Annotated in this window: 12 protein-coding genes; 11 read left to right on the top strand and 1 reads right to left on the bottom strand. The window is 45.8% G+C overall.

All coding sequences use genetic code 11. The features are described from left to right. Positions 1-92 precede the first annotated feature (92 nt). The 11 genes from CS562_RS02500 (at position 93) to coaD (ending at position 12,970) form a co-directional block, all read left to right on the top strand. A complete protein-coding gene (locus CS562_RS02500; protein ID WP_099853372.1) occupies positions 93-1,640 on the top strand; it encodes a response regulator transcription factor in 1,548 nt (515 codons plus the stop codon). Positions 1,641-1,659: 19 nt separating this feature from the next. Then, complete coding sequence (locus CS562_RS02495; RefSeq protein ID WP_076289469.1) at positions 1,660-3,426, top strand: cache domain-containing sensor histidine kinase; 1,767 nt, start codon at positions 1,660-1,662, stop codon at positions 3,424-3,426. A 366-nt stretch (positions 3,427-3,792) separates the two neighbouring features. Beyond that, the gene (locus CS562_RS02490) at positions 3,793-5,085 is read left to right on the top strand and encodes an ABC transporter substrate-binding protein (RefSeq protein WP_076289742.1); all 1,293 of its coding nucleotides are present in this window, start codon (positions 3,793-3,795) and stop codon (positions 5,083-5,085) included. 151 nt (positions 5,086-5,236) lie between these two features. Further along, a complete protein-coding gene (locus CS562_RS02485; RefSeq protein ID WP_072733438.1) occupies positions 5,237-6,124 on the top strand; it encodes a carbohydrate ABC transporter permease in 888 nt (295 codons plus the stop codon). Beyond that, on the top strand, positions 6,117-6,947 hold the full coding sequence (locus CS562_RS02480; RefSeq protein WP_076289470.1) for a carbohydrate ABC transporter permease: 831 nt from the start codon (positions 6,117-6,119) through the stop codon (positions 6,945-6,947). The genes CS562_RS02485 and CS562_RS02480 overlap by 8 nt, the downstream gene beginning before the upstream one ends. A gap of 173 nt (positions 6,948-7,120) precedes the next feature. After that, complete coding sequence (lacZ, locus tag CS562_RS02475) at positions 7,121-10,168, top strand: beta-galactosidase, LacZ type (protein WP_099853368.1); 3,048 nt, start codon at positions 7,121-7,123, stop codon at positions 10,166-10,168. A 140-nt stretch (positions 10,169-10,308) separates the two neighbouring features. Further along, positions 10,309-10,614, top strand: coding sequence for a hypothetical protein (locus CS562_RS02470; protein WP_076289472.1), 306 nt, complete (start codon positions 10,309-10,311; stop codon positions 10,612-10,614). A 106-nt stretch (positions 10,615-10,720) separates the two neighbouring features. Beyond that, positions 10,721-11,011, top strand: coding sequence for a hypothetical protein (locus tag CS562_RS02465; RefSeq protein ID WP_099853365.1), 291 nt, complete (start codon positions 10,721-10,723; stop codon positions 11,009-11,011). Between the two features lie 69 nt (positions 11,012-11,080). Then, positions 11,081-11,506, top strand: coding sequence for a hypothetical protein (locus CS562_RS02460; RefSeq protein WP_099853363.1), 426 nt, complete (start codon positions 11,081-11,083; stop codon positions 11,504-11,506). Positions 11,507-11,847: 341 nt separating this feature from the next. Beyond that, positions 11,848-12,462, top strand: coding sequence for a 16S rRNA (guanine(966)-N(2))-methyltransferase RsmD (rsmD, locus tag CS562_RS02450; protein ID WP_099853356.1), 615 nt, complete (start codon positions 11,848-11,850; stop codon positions 12,460-12,462). A gap of 1 nt (position 12,463) precedes the next feature. After that, positions 12,464-12,970, top strand: a complete 507-nt coding sequence (gene coaD, locus CS562_RS02445; RefSeq protein WP_099853707.1) for a pantetheine-phosphate adenylyltransferase — start codon at positions 12,464-12,466, stop codon at positions 12,968-12,970. On the opposite strand, the gene CS562_RS02440 is transcribed toward coaD, so the two are convergent. Further along, positions 12,948-14,204 carry a nucleoside recognition domain-containing protein gene (locus CS562_RS02440; RefSeq protein ID WP_099853354.1) on the bottom strand — a complete coding sequence of 419 codons (1,257 nt, stop codon included), beginning with the start codon at positions 14,202-14,204 and terminating at the stop codon, positions 12,948-12,950. The genes coaD and CS562_RS02440 overlap by 23 nt on opposite strands. Positions 14,205-14,354 lie beyond the last annotated feature (150 nt).

Below are 14,354 nucleotides of genomic sequence, written 5' to 3'. Positions count from 1 at the left end.
AACCGCTAACACGGGGAGGCCATTCTATTCGATTTATGATGGTGTAACCTGCACAGACATAGAAGAGAGATTAGACAAGGGGGTCAAGGGTCATGAACCGGTTGTGTAAGGTGCTGATTGTTGACGATGAGTTTCTTGTAAGGCAAGGCATTAAGCACCATATGAACTGGGAAGCTGAAGGTTTTCAGATTGTAGGTGAAGCTTCCAACGGGGAAGAAGGGCTTGCACAGGTACAATCGTTACAGCCGGATATTGTCATTACGGACATCGTGATGCCTGTGATGGATGGGGAAACATTTGTCCGGACGTTAAAAGCCAGTCACCCGCAGATTGAGGTTATCGTACTTAGCAGCTTCAGTGAATTTGAATATGTACGTTCAACGCTCCAAAATGGAGCAGCAGACTATATTTTGAAACCTAAACTGGATACCAATGAATTATTACAAGTACTTCAGCGTACGGCTGGCAAAATTCCCGAATTGCAGTTTGAGCCTTCACATGATGGGTGGAAGCTCGGACAACTGATGGAGAAGATGCTGTCCGGTTTTACGTTGGATGAAGAAAACGAGATGCATATGATAAGGGAGACGTTTCCTCACCGATGTTTCCGTCTACTCGTATATAAGCCGCAGGATACGCAAGTACATGTGCACAAGCTGGATAACGAGCAGTTGGAGTCCAGGTTACGAGACCTGCTCCCTGATGTGGAGTGCGCAATCGTTCCGGCCGAAGGCACGTCGCCAGTGGTGCTTCTTAATGTTGAGCCTGCGAAGGATGAATGGATGGTTCAGCGAATTAAGGAGTTGGCGAGCGAGAATAAGGATGGGCAGGACGGACTTTGCTGGGTGCTGAGCGACAGTTTCTCTTCATTTGAAGAGATGGGGGACGTATATCGAACACGTCTGATCAAGCTAATGGAGTATCGCTTTTATTATGAGGACCGATCTATTCTGGTGTATGGCGAACTTCCGCCTCTTCACCCTGCCGGGTATCAGTTCAATGTGAACATGTTTTTGCAGCATGTGAAGCGAAATCGAACCGAAGCGGCAAGAGAATATTTGCAGGAGCATGCCCTTACGTTGGGACGGGATTATATTGCGGATGTGTTTGAAATTAAGTCCTTTCTGGGCAATCTGATTTTTAACGTAACCATTACGTTGGCGGATATGGATGTGCAATTTGCTGCGTTGGAAGAGAGCAAGTATGCCTATTTCAAACATGTGGATGGTGCTTCAAGTCTGACAGAAGCGATGAACGTACTTGATCAGTTTATGGCTGAGGTACAGGAGTGCACGACTGGAGAGGGCGCAAAACGAAGTGATCCGAATATGAAAATGCTACTGGAATATATGCATCAGCACTTTGATCAGCCGCTCGGACTTGCCGAAGTAGCCAAGCATTTTCATTTTAATCCATCGTACTTGTCCAGTTATTTCTCTTCACACAAAAAAGAAGGCTTTAACGAATATTTGAATAAAATTCGGATTGAAAAGGCAGAGGAACTTCTGCGCTCGGACGATGTCACCATCTCCGAAATTAGCAGTATGGTGGGGTATTCCGATCACAGTTACTTTTGCAAGGTGTTCAAAAAATTTACCGGGCTGTCACCGAGCCGATACCGGCGAAAATTCTGGGCATAACGTCAGAAGGAAGAACTAAATGAAGAAATGGATGAATGCATTTTCAAGGCTAGGACTTTTCCCTAAACTGTTCCTCGTTATGTTCGTTAGCATCATTCTTGTCTCCGTGCTCATCCTATGGACATCGATTCATATGTCGACCAAGCTGTTTACCGAGACGTTCAGCATTACGAACTCGAAGGTACTTAGCCAGATCAAAACGAACTTTGAATCTTTTAACGATGCGATTGCTGCTGTATCCAATAATGTTAGCCAAAGCGGGGCAATTCGTGGTTATCTGTCTGAGGGGGAGGGGGACTCCCTCACGATGGCAAAATCCTACTACAATATGAGGGAAACGATGGATCGGATTCAATCGATTACAGAGTCCTATGAAGTCGGTATAACGATTAGCGGTATTAATGGGCGTACGTATTCCACCGATCGGTCTCATCTTCGTTTATCAGCGGATGAATTGAAAGAACAACCGATTACGCTGGAAGCAGCGGCCAGTCCGAATCGCATCATTTTTGACGATTATCAGACGAATGATGAGACTGCCCAGCAGATGATCTCAGCGACCAAGGCATTGACGGATCGTGCCCAAAACCGACTCTATGGTACGTTGTATGTCACCATGAGAGAGAACGCATTTCGTCAGTTCTACAGCAGCTTCACGAGCAGAGGCAATGATGTGGTTATTCTGAATGATGCAGGTGAGATTGTATCGTCCAACCGTGAAGAATGGATCGGTACCACTCAACTCGAATTGCTGACCTATGCCAGAGAAATGAACAACGAAAGTGTAAAAGGTGTAAATGCACGGGTCATGGATCAGGACAGTGTGGTGCTGTCCGAGTACTTGCCCTTTTATCGGTTTTATATCGTAAACGTCGTCGATAAGGATCTCGCGATGGGGCAACTGATTGACATGAAGACGATTGCCCTGATCTGTGCAGCCATTGTAGCCGGAGCGCTCATACTCGTGTTCCTTATTACGAATCAGATCACCAAGTCGCTGCGCCGACTTGTGAAGCAGATGTCCAATATAACCAAAAGTGATCTGGACAACTATATTCCAGTCAGTGGGAGTTATGAGAGTCGACAGTTAGGTCACGCCTATAACTACATGCTGGACGAACTTCATGACTATGTGGATCAGCTAGTACTTACACAGCGGGAGCAACGAAATGCCGAGCTGGCGGCGCTGCAAAGCCAGATTAATCCTCATTTCCTGTACAATACCCTGGCTTCCGTGAAAGTCCTGGTTCAGCAAGGCAACAAGGATAGGGCTGCCGAAACCATTAATGCGCTGATTTCCTTATTGCAAAATACGATTAGTAACGTGAGTGAGACGATAACGGTGGAGCAAGAGGTCGAAAACCTGAAGAACTATGTATTCATTAATCATGTCCGATACGGAGGGCGTATTAAAGCAGCCTTCTACGTAGCTCCGGATTGTACGCATTATCATGTGCCAAAACTGGTGATTCAGCCTTTTATCGAGAATGCTTTCTTCCATGGATTCATTTCCAAGGAAACTGGCACCATTCATGTAATGGTCTCCAGAGCCGGAGAGTCATTGATATGCGAGATTATGGATAATGGGGACGGGATCGAAGGATTCTCCATGGGGGAGTCGCTGCCTAATCCGAAGAATAATCGGCAATTGTTTAGTGGCATCGGTATTCGGAATGTACATGATCGCATAGAGCTTTTGTATGGAGCACCTTATGGTGTAACCATAATGAGCAAACCGGGAGAGGGGACAAGAGTTACTGTTACACTCCCGTTGATTACAAGCTGAGCAATAGGATTGGATTGAAAGCAAGCTCGTTATTTTTATGAAAAGATGGCTTTAATAGAAGGTCTTCCTAGGTTGTCGATGACAACACGGGAAGGCCTTTTTGGTGCTCAGAACGTAAGAATTCAGCCAGACTTGTAAAATATTCAGATCAAAAAAATACAAAATCAAAAGAAATTACAAAAAAACAAATTTAATGCAAGCGGTTTCTGTAAAGGTTTTCATTGTGGCAATAAGATGACAAATCCACACAAAATTATTACTAACGAATGAAGATTTGGGAATGATAAGATGACTATATCGAAAGCAACCGCTTTCAGAAAACGCAAACAAATTACACATAAAGAGGTCGAAGGGGAGTTGAATCTTTTGAAAAAAATGTGGGTACTTATGCTCGTTACTGTCCTGCTGTTGTCGGCATGTTCTTCCGGTGGTGGAGGGAACACGGCAAGTGAGGGTGAAAAAACCTCCAATGAAATTACGATTTGGGCTTGGGATAAGGCGTTTAACGTCGCTGCGTTAGAAACAGCAAAAGAAGCTTATCAGAAACAAAACCCTGATCTGAAAATCAACATCATTGAATATGCTCAAGCTGACATTATCCAAAAGCTGAACACAGGTTTGAACTCAGGAACAAGCAGCGGTCTTCCGAACATCGTTCTGATTGAAGATTATCGTGCGCAAAGTTTCCTGAACGCTTACCCTGATGCGTTTAAAGATATGTCTTCTACCATTAAAGCTTCCGATTTCGCGGAATACAAACTGGGACCAACTGCTTTTGATGGCAAACAGTTCGGTGTTCCGTTTGACTCTGGTGTAACAGGTCTCTATTACAGAACAGATCTGCTGGAGCAAGCAGGCTATAAAGCAGCTGACCTTCAGGACATCACATGGGATGATTACATCAAAATCGGTAAAGATGTGAAAGCCAAAACAGGCAAAGATCTGATCACACTTGATCCTAACGACTTGGGTCTGATCCGGATGATGATCCAATCCGCAGGTTCATGGTATTCCAAAGAAGATGGCAAAACACCTGATCTGGCTGGCAATGCAGCACTGAAAGAAGCATTTGTAACTTATAAAGCAATGATGGATGCAAATGTCGTTAAGCTGAACTCCGACTGGAGCCAATTCGTGGCAGCATTCAACAATGGTGATGTGGCTACCATTCCTACAGGAAACTGGATTACTCCATCTGTTCGTCAAGAAGCATCCCAATCCGGCAAATGGGCGGTAGCTCCGCTTCCTAAAATGGCTGGACAATCGAATTCTGTACACGCATCCAACTTGGGTGGTAGCTCTTGGTATGTCATGAATAATGTTGCTGGTGCAGACCAAGCTGCTGATTTCATGGGTAAAACATTCGGTTCTGACAAACAATTGTATCAAGATTTGCTGAACAACATTGGTGCGATCGGCACGTACAAACCGGCAGCAGAAGGCGAAGCGTTTGATAAAGCCGACGAGTTCTTCGGTGGACAAAAAGTGTTTGCTGATTTTGCAAAATGGACACAAGAAATCCCTAGCGTAAACTATGGTATCAACACATATGCCATCGAGGACATTCTGGTTGTTGAAATGCAAAACTTCCTGAACGGCAAAGCGATTGATGACGTTCTGGCTGATGCACAGAAACAAGCTGAAGCACAATTAAACTAAGATGATCCACGGTAACTTATAGAACCCAAGGAAGCATCGGAGCCGTTCCACTGTCTGCACAAGCAATAGCCGACCCGGACATGGTGGAGGCTCCCTGGGTTCTATCCATGTTACACGGAGAGAGAGGAGCCATACTGTGAAAGCCAAAGCCATGAATACAGGAGACAGTCTGCAAAAGAAAAATAATTTGACTGGATGGGCTTTTATATCGCTCGCTGTTATCGGGATCGTTGCATTTTACTTTTATCCGATGCTGCAAGCGCTGCTCTTATCGTTCAAGTCGGGTGTAGGAGCCAATCTTGAATTTACGGGCCTAGCTAACTATAAAAGATTATTCATTGATACAACGTTCCGTACTGCCGTATCCAATACATTTTTGTACTTGATTATTCAAGTGCCTGTCATGATTATTCTCGGTTTGTTTATTTCCGTTTTATTGAATGACAGTACGTTGCGCTTCCGCAGCTTCTTCCGTACTGCCATCTTTCTGCCTTGTGTAACCTCATTGGTTGCCTACTCTGTCGTATTCAAATATCTGTTCTCTTCTGACGGAATGGTTAACCAATTCCTGATGAATCTGCACGTGATTGCTGAACCGATTCAATGGATCACTGACCCGTTCTGGGCTAAAATTACGATTATAATCGCCGTTACTTGGCGTTGGACCGGATATAACATGATTTTCTATCTGTCATCTCTTCAGAACATTGATCAGTCGATCTATGAAGCTGCACGGATTGATGGCGCGAATGCTTTCACGCAATTTTTCAAAATTACCGTTCCATTGCTCAAACCGATTATCCTGTTCACCTCCATTACATCGACGATTGGTACATTGCAAATTTTCGATGAGATTATGAACATTACCAAAGGTGGTCCGGGTAATGCGACGATGTCCATCTCCCAGTACATCTATAACCTTTCGTTCAAATATTCACCGGACTTCGGATATGCGGCAACCGTTTCGTATTCCATCGTGCTGATGATTATCGTATTGTCCATTATCCAGTTCAAAGTGGCAGGTGAGAGAAATGGCTAAAGCAAAAGCAAAACGTATATTCACATATGTCTTTCTGTCCATCGTTGCATTTGTGTCCATCTTCCCGTTCTTCTGGATGCTTGTCAGTTCGACCAATGCTTCTGTAGATGTCACCAAAGGCAGACTGCTTCCTGGATCGGTTTTCCTTGATAACTTCAACAAATTGCTGGATTCGACGAATCTGGTACAGGCTCTTGGAAATTCGGCGATTGTTTCCGTTATTTCCACGATTCTTGCCCTATTGATTGGCTCCCTGGCCGGTTATGGATTCGAAGTATATCGGACGAAATCACGTGATATCGTATTTAACATTCTGTTGCTGTCCATGATGATTCCTTTCGCAGCGCTGATGGTTCCTTTATACCGGATGTTTGCTACGATCTCTGGTTTTGCACCGTTCATTGGAATCAACACCATGGCCGCAGTTATTCTGCCGACCATCACAACGGCGTTCCTGATCTTCTTCTTCCGTCAGAACACCAAAATGTTCCCGAAAGAAATGCTTGAAGCAGGCCGGATTGATGGTTTGAGCGAAATAGGCATCTTCCTGAAGATCTACATGCCTACGATGAAAACAACATATGCAGCTGCTGCGATCATCACCTTCATGAGCAGCTGGAATAACTACCTGTGGCCGCTCGTGGTGCTGCAAACGCCAGACCAACAGACAATACCGTTGTTAATCTCGAACCTCGGTTCCAGTTATTCACCGGATTATGGTGTCATCATGACCGCCATCGTCATCGCAACATTACCGACAGCCCTTGTATTCTTCATTATGCAAAAACACTTTGTGGCAGGTATGGTTGGTTCCGTCAAATAATGCATCATCAACAAACCGTCTGAATGGACGTCAATGCAGAAAAGAGAGAGGAGGGCGCCTGAATTGGTGTTCCTCTGTCTTTCTGTTTGTTTATGTTTGTTTCGTAAAAGGAAAATAAGAATCTGTACTGAATAAGTAATAAATATATTGTTTTAAGAGGGAGAGAGAGCCGAATGAAAGCAACACATGCAGATATTAACTGGCTGGGCGATGTGAGCGTATTTGAAGTAAACCGCCTTAACGCTTACTCGGATCATCGCTATTACCGTACTATGGAAGAAGCGAAAGCATCCGGTGCAATGGCTATGCGCTACAATCTTAACGGAACGTGGAAATTTAATTATGCGATCCGACCGGATTGCCGCCCCGAAGCTTTTTACAAGCAGGAATTCTCCAGTGCCGGTTGGGATGATATTGAAGTGCCAGGGCATATTCAGCTCCAAGGGTACGGTCAGATCCAATACGTAAATACACAGTATCCTTGGGATGGTTTAAACGATCTGCGTCCACCTGCATTGCCGCAGGACCAAAACCCGGTAGGCAGTTATATTCGCAATTTCCATTTGCCAACAGGCTGGCAGAACAGTCCGGTATATATTTCATTTCAGGGTGTGGAATCTGCATTCTATGTATGGCTTAACGGACAATTTGTTGGATATGGAGAAGACAGCTTCACGCCATCCGATTTTGATCTGACACCATTCCTCCAGGACGGAGAGAATAAACTGGCTGTGGAAGTGTATCAACGCAGCACGGGAAGTTGGTTGGAGGATCAGGATTTTTGGCGGTTCTCCGGCATTTTCAGAGACGTATATCTGTATACAGTGCCAGCTGCGCATATTCGCGATGTGCGGGTTGTGACGGATCTGGACAAGTCATATACCAATGGTACATTAAACGTAGATCTTAAGCTTGAAGGGAAAGCTACTGCCGGAGCCAAAGTGGAGGCTGAACTGCGGGATGCTGAAGGCAACACGGTGAAAACATTTGGTGGTATTGAAGTTACCAATGGTCTGGTGAGTCTTCGTGAGGAGATTGGCCAAGTAAACTTGTGGAGTGCGGAGATTCCTTATCTGTATCGTCTGTATATTCAAGTATATGATGCAGCGGGCGAACTGGTGGAAGTTGTACCTCAGGCCGTTGGCTTCCGTACATTTGAAATGATCGATAAAGTGATGCACATCAACGGTAAACGTATTGTCTTCAAAGGGGTAAACCGTCACGAATTCACTCCACGTCGCGGACGCGCTGTAACCAAGGAAGACATGCTGTGGGATGTTCAGACGATCAAACAAAACAATATGAACGCTGTTCGTACATCTCACTATCCAAACCAAAGCCTATGGTATGAACTGTGTGATGAATATGGATTGTATGTGATTGATGAAATGAACCTGGAGACACACGGATCATGGCAGAAACTGGGAGCAGTTGAGCCTTCGTGGGTTATTCCTGGCGACCATCCAGAGTGGCATGATATCGTTATGGATCGTGCGGTGTCGATGGTAGAGCGGGATAAAAACCATCCGTCCATTCTGATCTGGTCTTGTGGTAACGAGTCCCATGGTGGTGAAGTGATCTATAAAGTGTCTCAGTACTTTAAAACAGCAGACCCGACTCGTCTCGTCCACTATGAAGGCGTCTTCCATGACCGTCGTTTTAACGATACGAGTGATATGGAATCACGCATGTATGCCAAACCGGCGGACATTGAGGAATTCTTGAACGCAAATCCGGAAAAACCATATATCAGCTGTGAGTACATGCATGCCATGGGTAACTCCATTGGCGGTATGCATAAGTATACGGAACTCGAAGACAAGTATCCGATGTACCAAGGCGGCTTTATTTGGGATTACATTGATCAAGCCATTTACAAAAAAGATCGTTACGGCAAAGAGTTCCTTGCTTATGGTGGAGATTTCGGTGATCGTCCTTCGGACTATTCGTTCTGTGGAGACGGCATTGTGCACGCAGACCGCAGAGTGTCTGCCAAGATGCAGGAAGTCAAATTCCTGTATCAAAACATCAAGCTGTTCCCGGATCGGGAAGGTGTGAAAATCGTTAACGGTAATTTGTTCGCGGACACGTCTGAATTCGAACTGGTATACAGTCTGGACCGTGAAGGTCATGAAGTGCTGCGTGGAACGCTGGAGGTAAATGTGGGCCCACAAAGCGAAACCGTTGTGAAACTTCCACTTGATTGGGAATCTCTTGCTGGTGGGGAATATGCAGTGAATACCGCGTTTGTATTAAAAGCAGCAACATTGTGGGCAGAAAAAGGCGAGGAAGTTGCCTTTGGACAGTTTGTATTTGCTCAGGAGAAGTCGGAAACTGCGGTGTCGGATCTGAACCTGACAAATGAAATTCAGGTTGTTGAAGGGGACGTTAATATCGGGGTAAGGGTAGGCCAGACCCATGTCCTGTTCTCCAAGGCTTTTGGAACATTGGTATCCCTGAAGCTGTCAGGTCAGGAGACGATTGCACAGCCTCCAATGCCGTTGTTTTGGCGTGCGACCACCGATAATGATAAGGGTACTGCCATGGGCTTCGAGCTTGGGGCTTGGTATGCTGCAAGTCTGCTGCCTAGATGTGTGAACTGGAAAGCGGAACAAAACCCGGATCAATATCGGATTGAATTCACATACAAACTTAATATTTCGGCAGATGTACAAGTGAAAGTGGCTTATACCTTGCGTGCAGACGGTAGTGTGCATGTGCATAATACGTATAAAGGAGCGGCAGGTCTGCCAGAACTTCCGATTCATGCGCTTTCCTTCAAGACATCACCGGAGTTTGAAAATGTAGAATGGCTGGCGATGGGACCGGAAGAAAATTATGCGGACCGTGCATTTGGAGCTCGTCTGGGTATCCATGACAGCAAAGTAACTGATACCGTTGCTCCATATCTTGTACCCCAGGAGTCGGGCAACCGTACGGGTGTACGTTGGGCCAAATTGACCGACAACGCAGGACGTGGCTTCAAAATTGAATCTGCTGCCGCTCCAGTCGAGCTGAATGTATCACCTTATACGGCATTTGAGCTGGAGAATGCACAACATGCGTATGAGCTGCCTCCGGTGCATTATACGGTTGTAACGGTAGCCGGCAAACAAATGGGCGTAGGTGGTGACGATAGTTGGGGCGCACCGGTTCATCCAGAATATCGCATTGCCTCGGACGGCGAACTGCAATTTGAATTTGTCATTCGTGCACTGTAATAGCGCTGTATAAGATGTAGCTAAGGATAGAGGTCTCCAACACTGGGGGCCTCTGTTTGCTGTTATCAGATGATGATCTATGAAACCGCTACCGTATCTGTCTCGTACTGTACTGGACATGGATAAAGGAGGGGCTTATTTTGAGCAGAAAAGCAAAGACAGGTGTATGGGTAACGATTCTCGTCATACTAGGCATCATCGTAGGATGCTTAATCTGGTATTTCAACACGGCTTCAGGTGAACGTGCGCTGAAAACGATGCGATCCAACAACTCCGGGGGTCTGGAGCGTGTGGTCAACGTATACAGTAATTCGGGAGAATTGATTCATACGTATGAGGGTAAAATTGATTTGCAAGATACGGAGTATGGAAATAAGGTACTTTTTGATCTGGATGGCAAACGGATTGTGATCTATAACGCGACAGTGATTAGTGAAGAGAAGTAAATGAGGGGCGGTGCAAGAGTTCAGGCAGGAGCATTCCGATGACACTCTTTCGCTCTTATGGTAAAATTAAGGGGATTAAGTTGAGTGGAGTGAAGGAGGGAAAATCTTGGGCAATGCTGCTTTAATCATATTCTTTGCCATTCTCGGAATGGCTGTTTTCTATAGTACCGTTGCCTATTTCCTGATTCGGATGATTTCCAAAAAGGCTTTCAAAAGGAATTTGGACAGATACCAGATTATACAGATCATCATGCTGATGGCGATTGGTTTGATGATCATTCAATCCGTGAGATATCAGTCCTGGAATATGGCCTTGCCTGCCCTGGGTTTATTGATGCCGCTGTTGAGTTTGAATGTATCCATGCGCAGGAGAAGAGAATCCAATAAGGTGGATTGAGGGAAGAAACATGTCTCTACTGCCTGACGTTGTGTGCATCGAAATTAGCTAGAAGAGAGGGCATGTGCCATGATACTGGATAAATCAACCGACACCTCTGGATTAACGCAGGTAGCCGCACTTTCGGATGAATTACAGCCTGTGTTTGATAAAGCAGAAAGTAAGTATCAAGCGTGTGGTATTGAGCTGTTCTTTGTTTTCAGATGTCTGCCTGAAGAATATGAGAGGAAATCGACGGTCAGATACGCGAAGAAGGACAATACGATTTACTTTGATATGACAGTCAGTGAGGATCAGTATAAAACGTTTAGCAAAAGCAGACAGCGATATGAGCTGAGTCATTATTTCTATGCTTTTCTGAGTGATAAACTGAAGAAATATAAGATCGAACACTTGATTCATACGGAATTTATGAATGACATGGAGGAATGGCTGAAAGATATTGGATGGTTACAGACCGAATTCGAAGCCAGTATGAATGAATATGGGGAATAGTGTTGTCTGAGGGCAACATTTTTATAATTGGTCAATGTGGTTATGGTACTTAATAATGATAACAAAAAGAAGCCCTCTTTCGAGAGCTTCTTTTTCATGGGAGAGGAGAAACCGGACGAAGAGCTTATGGGGAAACGTAAGTCTTCTCCGCGGTTGTCTACGACACTTGTGATGTCGATAATTACAGGATGGCCGGAAAGTTTCCTTTTTATACATATGCGTCAACAATTCGTCAACAATATTTCGACGAGAAAGCAGACGGACTATTTTTCAAACTGAACCCGATTGTGGTACGATAGCTTTATCAATAAACTTACATAGAGAGAAAAGGTGACTCATCAGTGAGAGTGGTATCTGGGAGTGCGAAAGGCAGACCGCTGAAGGCTGTTCCTGGCACAGGGACGCGGCCGACCACCGACAAGGTGAAGGAAGCGTTGTTTAGTATGATTGGCCCGTATTTTGAGGGCGGTACAGCATTGGATCTGTTTGCAGGCAGTGGTGGTCTCGGTATTGAGGCACTGAGCCGCGGCATGGACAAGGCTGTTTTTGTTGACTTGGAATCGAAAAGTATTGAAGTGATCCGTGCAAATCTGAAAGCAACCAAGCTGGAAGATCAGGCGGCTATATACCGGAATGATGCCAGTCGTGCATTGAAGGCGCTCGCCAAGCGAAGCACAAAATTTGATCTCGTATTTCTTGATCCGCCCTACCGTATGAAAAATGGGGACGAGTTAATGCTTACAATGCATGAACTGGATCTGCTTGAACCGGAAGCGACCATCGTGCTTGAATATGAATCCAAATATAGTTACCCTGAGCAATTCGGCCCGTTTGAACAAACGCGCAAGGCATTGTATGGGGAGACAGCTGTATCCATCTATTATTATTATGCACCTGCTGCAACAACAGAAGATGGAGAACCTAGCACAGCGGAAGAGGAGGCTCCTCATGAGTGAAATGATACATCGTCAGGAACGAATTGCCGTATATCCAGGCAGTTTTGATCCCGTAACTATGGGCCATCTGGACATTATTGCCCGGGCGTCTAAGCAGTTCGATCGCGTCATCGTGGCTGTATTGAATAATATGAGCAAAAATCCATTATTTACGGTGGAAGAACGCAAGAGTCTTATTACGGAAGTCACGAGTCATCTGTCTAATGTGGAGGTGGACAGCTTCCGTGATCTGACGGCAAATTATGTACGGCAAAAAGATGCTCAGGTCATTGTCCGTGGTATCCGCTCGGTGACAGATTTTGAATATGAGCTTCAGCTGGCTTCGACGAACAGCAAGTTAAATCCGGATGCGGAAACCATTTTTATGATGACCAATCCGAAATATTCTTATCTGAGCTCCAGCATCGTCAAGGAAATTGCCCACTACCATGGAGATGTCACCGATCTGGTCTCACCTGAAGTGGAAGCTGCGTTGCGTCAGAAAATTAGCGAGAAAACCGGCGGTTAAACCAAAAGGTCAGCCCGGATAGGCAGATCATGACGGTGAGCAGCAATGCCAGACCGATACAGGCAGCAGGGAAACCAATCCAGACGGCATCGATGATGTCGGAGGTATTCATGCCTACCAGGGACTGCTTGGTTAGGAAAGGTGTCAAACCATTGTCCGGATTGTTCTGAAACGTGGCCCAGACTTCGGAGCTGTAACGGCTGAAAGGCAGCCACAGCAGCAAGCTGATGAAAAATGCAACCAATGCATGAAGCAGGCGGATTCCGGCCAAATACAACATGGATATTGCGGCAAGACCAGCAGCTTTCAGCACGGCGGAGACTTGCAGATGAGAGCATAGACCTCCCCAGCCGAGAACAGCTGCAAGCAAAGACATTAGCAGAACGGGTGTCAGTGGGCTCTGACTCAGATGATAAGTTCCGAGATGCAGTTCCAGAAGTGAGGGCCAAAAAGCAACTGAAGTACCGGGGGTGATATAGAGGGTGAGCAGCCGAACAAACACGGCAAACACAATCATATATCCTCCGGTCATCATTAAGGTTTGCACAGCTTGGGAGACCGTGTCACCAAGCAATTTGCCGAACCCGCGTCCGTCACGTTCCTGGGCTTCACGCGCTGCAAGCATCATTTGTGACCGTAGGCTCCGTCGTTTATACGAAGAAGGGGTTGCAGTTGAGGATTTTTTTCCTTTTAATTCCTTGGGTAGGAGTCGTACTCCGATCATGGTGGCAATCCAGCCACTAACCCAGTGAACAATCAGAAGGAAATATCCGGCAGCAGGCTGATGAAGAAAAGCTGCACCGATGACAAGTATAATCATCAATGGATTGGCGAAATGAGATGCTGCTGCGACAATACCCGCCTGTTTGGCGGTAATTTGTTGATCCTGCACTAAGCGGGAGGCGGTATCTGCTCCTGCCGGAAAGCCGCCACACATGCCGACAACAATGGCCAGTCCGGCTTTGCCCGGCAGACGGAACCAGCGCTGCATTAATGGCCCTAATAAGACGCCAAGTGCGTGGGTAAAGCCGAATGCAGTCAGCATTTGGGATAACATCAGGAATGGAAGCATGGCTGGAAAGATGATTTTCCACCAGATATCCAAACCTTGAATAGAGGCATCGAATGCATCTTTCGGAGACACAACTACTGCAATTACCAGCAATAAAGCGCCTGTACTCATAAGTACCGTTCGTAACGGTCCAGAGCCCGTAACTTCGCTCTGCATTGTCATTGTTTCACCTCATATGGATCGTGCCGCATACACTCGGCCAGGATTAGTTGTGGACGGCCGAATGACGTCCGTGGACGCTTCGGCCTTGACCGGATAAGCGACTGTAAACAGCGGCCTATCCGGCCTGTACCATTGTATGCAAAAGCATGA

This window comes from Paenibacillus sp. LK1, assembly GCF_002750415.1.
GTDB classification, from domain to species: Bacteria; Bacillota; Bacilli; order Paenibacillales; family Paenibacillaceae; genus Paenibacillus; species Paenibacillus taichungensis.
The sequence above is the reverse complement of the archived record's forward strand: the minus strand, read 5'-3'. Positions and strand labels throughout refer to the sequence as shown.

Excerpts from the sequence above, each read along its gene's own strand:
- CS562_RS02500 (WP_099853372.1), top strand. The coding sequence starts at position 93 with ATGAACCGGTTGTGTAAGGTGCTGATTGTTGACGATGAGTTTCTTGTA.
- CS562_RS02495 (WP_076289469.1), top strand. The coding sequence starts at position 1,660 with ATGAAGAAATGGATGAATGCATTTTCAAGGCTAGGACTTTTCCCTAAA.
- CS562_RS02485 (WP_072733438.1), top strand. The coding sequence starts at position 5,237 with ATGAATACAGGAGACAGTCTGCAAAAGAAAAATAATTTGACTGGATGG.
- CS562_RS02480 (WP_076289470.1), top strand. The coding sequence starts at position 6,117 with ATGGCTAAAGCAAAAGCAAAACGTATATTCACATATGTCTTTCTGTCC.
- lacZ (WP_099853368.1), top strand. The coding sequence starts at position 7,121 with ATGAAAGCAACACATGCAGATATTAACTGGCTGGGCGATGTGAGCGTA.
- CS562_RS02460 (WP_099853363.1), top strand. The coding sequence starts at position 11,081 with ATGATACTGGATAAATCAACCGACACCTCTGGATTAACGCAGGTAGCC.
- coaD (WP_099853707.1), top strand. The coding sequence starts at position 12,464 with ATGATACATCGTCAGGAACGAATTGCCGTATATCCAGGCAGTTTTGAT.
- CS562_RS02440 (WP_099853354.1), bottom strand. The coding sequence starts at position 14,204 with ATGACAATGCAGAGCGAAGTTACGGGCTCTGGACCGTTACGAACGGTA.